Raw genomic sequence first — 2,528 nt, 5'->3', positions numbered from 1 at the left:
CCGCGCTCATCGGCACGCTCGGGCGCCCGGACCTCGTCGAGCCCCGGCTCACCGATGAACTGGCCCGCGCGCAGCACGCCTCGGTGCGCCGGCTCGCCGACGCGTTGCCGGAGGAGACGGAGGTGCTGCCCACGCACGGCTTCGGCAGCTTCTGTTCGGCCGGGCGGGCGACGGGCGGGGCGACGACCGTCGGGCACGAGCGGGTCACCAACGAGGCGCTGGTCAAGGACGTGGAGACGTTCGTCGCCGATCTCCTGGCCGACCTCGACGACATTCCGGCGTACTACGCGCAGATGGGCCCGGTGAACGCGCGGGGTCCCGCCCCGGTGGATCTGACGCCGCCCGCCCCCGCGGACGCGGAGGAGATCGCCGCGCGGCTGGCGGCGGGCGAATGGGTCGTGGATCTGCGCAACCGCGTCGCGTTTGCGCAGGGACATGTGGCCGGGGCGGTGAACTTCGAGGCGGAGGGACAACTCGCCACGTATCTGGCGTGGCTGCTGCCGTGGGGCAAGCCGGTGACGCTGCTCGCCTCGTCGCCCGAGCAGCTCGCTGCTGCACAGAGGGAGTTGGTGCGGGTCGGGATCGACCGGCCGGTCGCTGCGGCGACCGGCTCACCGGGCGACTGGCTGCGCGAGGGCGAGAGTCCGCGTTCCTTCCCGCGCGGCACGTTCGCCGACCTGGCGCGGGTCCACGGCGTCGAGGGGACGGTCGTCCTGGACGTCCGGCGCGACTCCGAGCGCGCCGGCGGCCATGTGGCGGGCTCCCTGCACATCCCCGTGCACCGGCTGCGCGAGCGGCTCACCGAGATACCCGGCGGCACGATCTGGGTCCACTGCGCCGGAGGCATGCGGGCCGCCATCGCCGCCTCCGTCCTGGACGCGGCCGGCCACCGGGTCGTCGCCGTGGACGACGCCTTCGACAACGCGGCCGGGGCCGGACTGCCGATGGCCGAGACCGCCGGGGCACGGACGTCCGCGGAGCACGCCTCCCGGACACGGACGTCCGCCGAGCGCGCCTCCGAGTCCGGCCGTACGGGCGCGGCCCCCGCGGAGTGCGGCGCGCCCATCGACCGCCGCCCGGTGCTCCCCGCGTCCGCGTCGACGGGCGTCCCGGCCGAATGAGCGACCTCGTTCTCGCACTGCTCGCCGGGGGTGTGGTCGGGGTGGCGCTCGGGGCGCTGGGCGGCGGGGGAAGTGTGCTCGCCGTGCCCGCGCTCATCTATCTGCTGGGGTTCGCGCCGGCCGCGGCCACCACCGCGAGTCTGGTGATCGTCGCGTTCACCTCGGCGACCGCGCTGGCCGCGCACGCCCGGTCGGGTGCGGTCCGCTGGCGCGGCGGGTTGCTCTTCGCGGCAGCCGGACTGGTGCCCTCGGCGCTGGGCGGGGCGCTCACCGCTGATCTGCCCGCCGGACTGCTGACCGTGGCGTTCGCCCTGGTCGCGGGGCTCGCCGCGCATCGGATGCTGCGTCCCTCGGCCACACGCCGGGCGGAGCCGACCGTACGGGCGAGCAGGGTCGCCGCGTCCGGTGCGGGGCTCGGCGCGGTCACCGGTGTCCTGGGCGTCGGCGGCGGCTTCCTCGCCGTACCGGCCCTGGTGAACGTGGTGGGACTGCGGATGCGCGACGCGGTAGGCACCAGTCTGCTCGTGATCACCGTGAACTCGCTGGCCGCGCTGGCCGCCCGCGCCGGGACGAGCACGCACCTCGACTGGGCGGTCGTCGCCCCGTTCACGGGGGCCGCGATCCTCGGCGCGTGGGACGGCAGACGGCTGGCGGGCAAGGTGTCCGGGGACACCCTGCGGCGTGTCTTCGCCTGGGCGCTCCTGGCGATGGCCGCGCTCATGCTCGTCGACGCGCTCGTCTGAACCGACGACGAACCCGCACCCACACCCGCACCCGCACCCGCACCCGCACCCGCACCCAGCAACGAACCGCACTCGAACCGCGCCCCCCAACTACCAGGCGCGCGAACCGAACCCGACCCCTGAGGGCGCCGCCCTCGGCACGGGGCCGCCCCTCACGCCAGCGAAAGGAACAGCTTCTCCAGTCGAGCCCGCATCTGCTCCGTCGTCTCGCCGTTCCGCTCGTTCTTCTCGGAGTCGGTGAGGCACTGCTGCAGACCGGTGGCGATGATCGCGAATCCGGCCCGGTCGAGCGCCCGCGAGGCCGCGGCGAGCTGGGTGACGACGTCCTCGCAGTCGCGCCCCTCCTCGATCATCTTGATCACCCCGGAGATCTGCCCCTGCGCCCGGCGCAGCCGGTTCAGCACCGACTTGAGCTCATCACCCTCGAACTGCAACTCCACGACCGACCCACTTCCTCTACATACCCTTGGGGGTATTTTACCGCCCCCTCAGGAAAGGATCGCAGGACCCATGACCACTCCTCTCACTCCCTCCCCCCACACTCCCTCCGCTCCTCGCCGCCTCACCGTCCGTGAGGTCCGGGCGTGCCTGACGGAGCTGACCGTCGTCGACGTCCGTACGCCCGGCGAGTACGCCTCCGGGCATCTGCCCGGCGCCCTGAACG

At 73.9% G+C, this 2,528-nt stretch carries 4 protein-coding genes; 3 read left to right on the top strand and 1 reads right to left on the bottom strand.

What is annotated here, in order from left to right:
* Positions 1 to 1,121 (top strand): rhodanese-like domain-containing protein (locus AOK15_RS40455; RefSeq protein ID WP_276206259.1); only part of this gene is annotated, 1,121 nt, incomplete at its 5' end.
* On the top strand, positions 1,118 to 1,864 hold the full coding sequence (locus AOK15_RS40450; RefSeq protein WP_055524157.1) for a sulfite exporter TauE/SafE family protein: 747 nt from the start codon (positions 1,118 to 1,120) through the stop codon (positions 1,862 to 1,864). The genes AOK15_RS40455 and AOK15_RS40450, both read left to right, overlap by 4 nt.
* A 152-nt stretch (positions 1,865 to 2,016) precedes the next feature.
* Here the strand turns inward: AOK15_RS40450 and AOK15_RS40445 are convergent, their stop codons facing one another.
* Positions 2,017 to 2,304 (bottom strand): metal-sensitive transcriptional regulator, encoded by a 288-nt coding sequence (locus AOK15_RS40445; protein WP_055524155.1) that lies wholly within the window; start codon positions 2,302 to 2,304, stop codon positions 2,017 to 2,019.
* A 70-nt stretch (positions 2,305 to 2,374) separates the two neighbouring features.
* On the opposite strand from AOK15_RS40445, the gene AOK15_RS48195 reads away from it, so the two are divergent.
* The coding region (locus tag AOK15_RS48195; protein ID WP_240508822.1) for a rhodanese-like domain-containing protein at positions 2,375 to 2,528 on the top strand (154 nt) is incomplete at its 3' end.

Origin of the sequence: Streptomyces ossamyceticus, assembly GCF_001418475.1 — a bacterium.
Lineage (GTDB): Bacteria > Actinomycetota > Actinomycetes > Streptomycetales > Streptomycetaceae > Streptomyces > Streptomyces ossamyceticus.
Note: the sequence above shows the minus strand (reverse complement) of the source record. Positions and strands in the feature narration are given on the sequence as shown.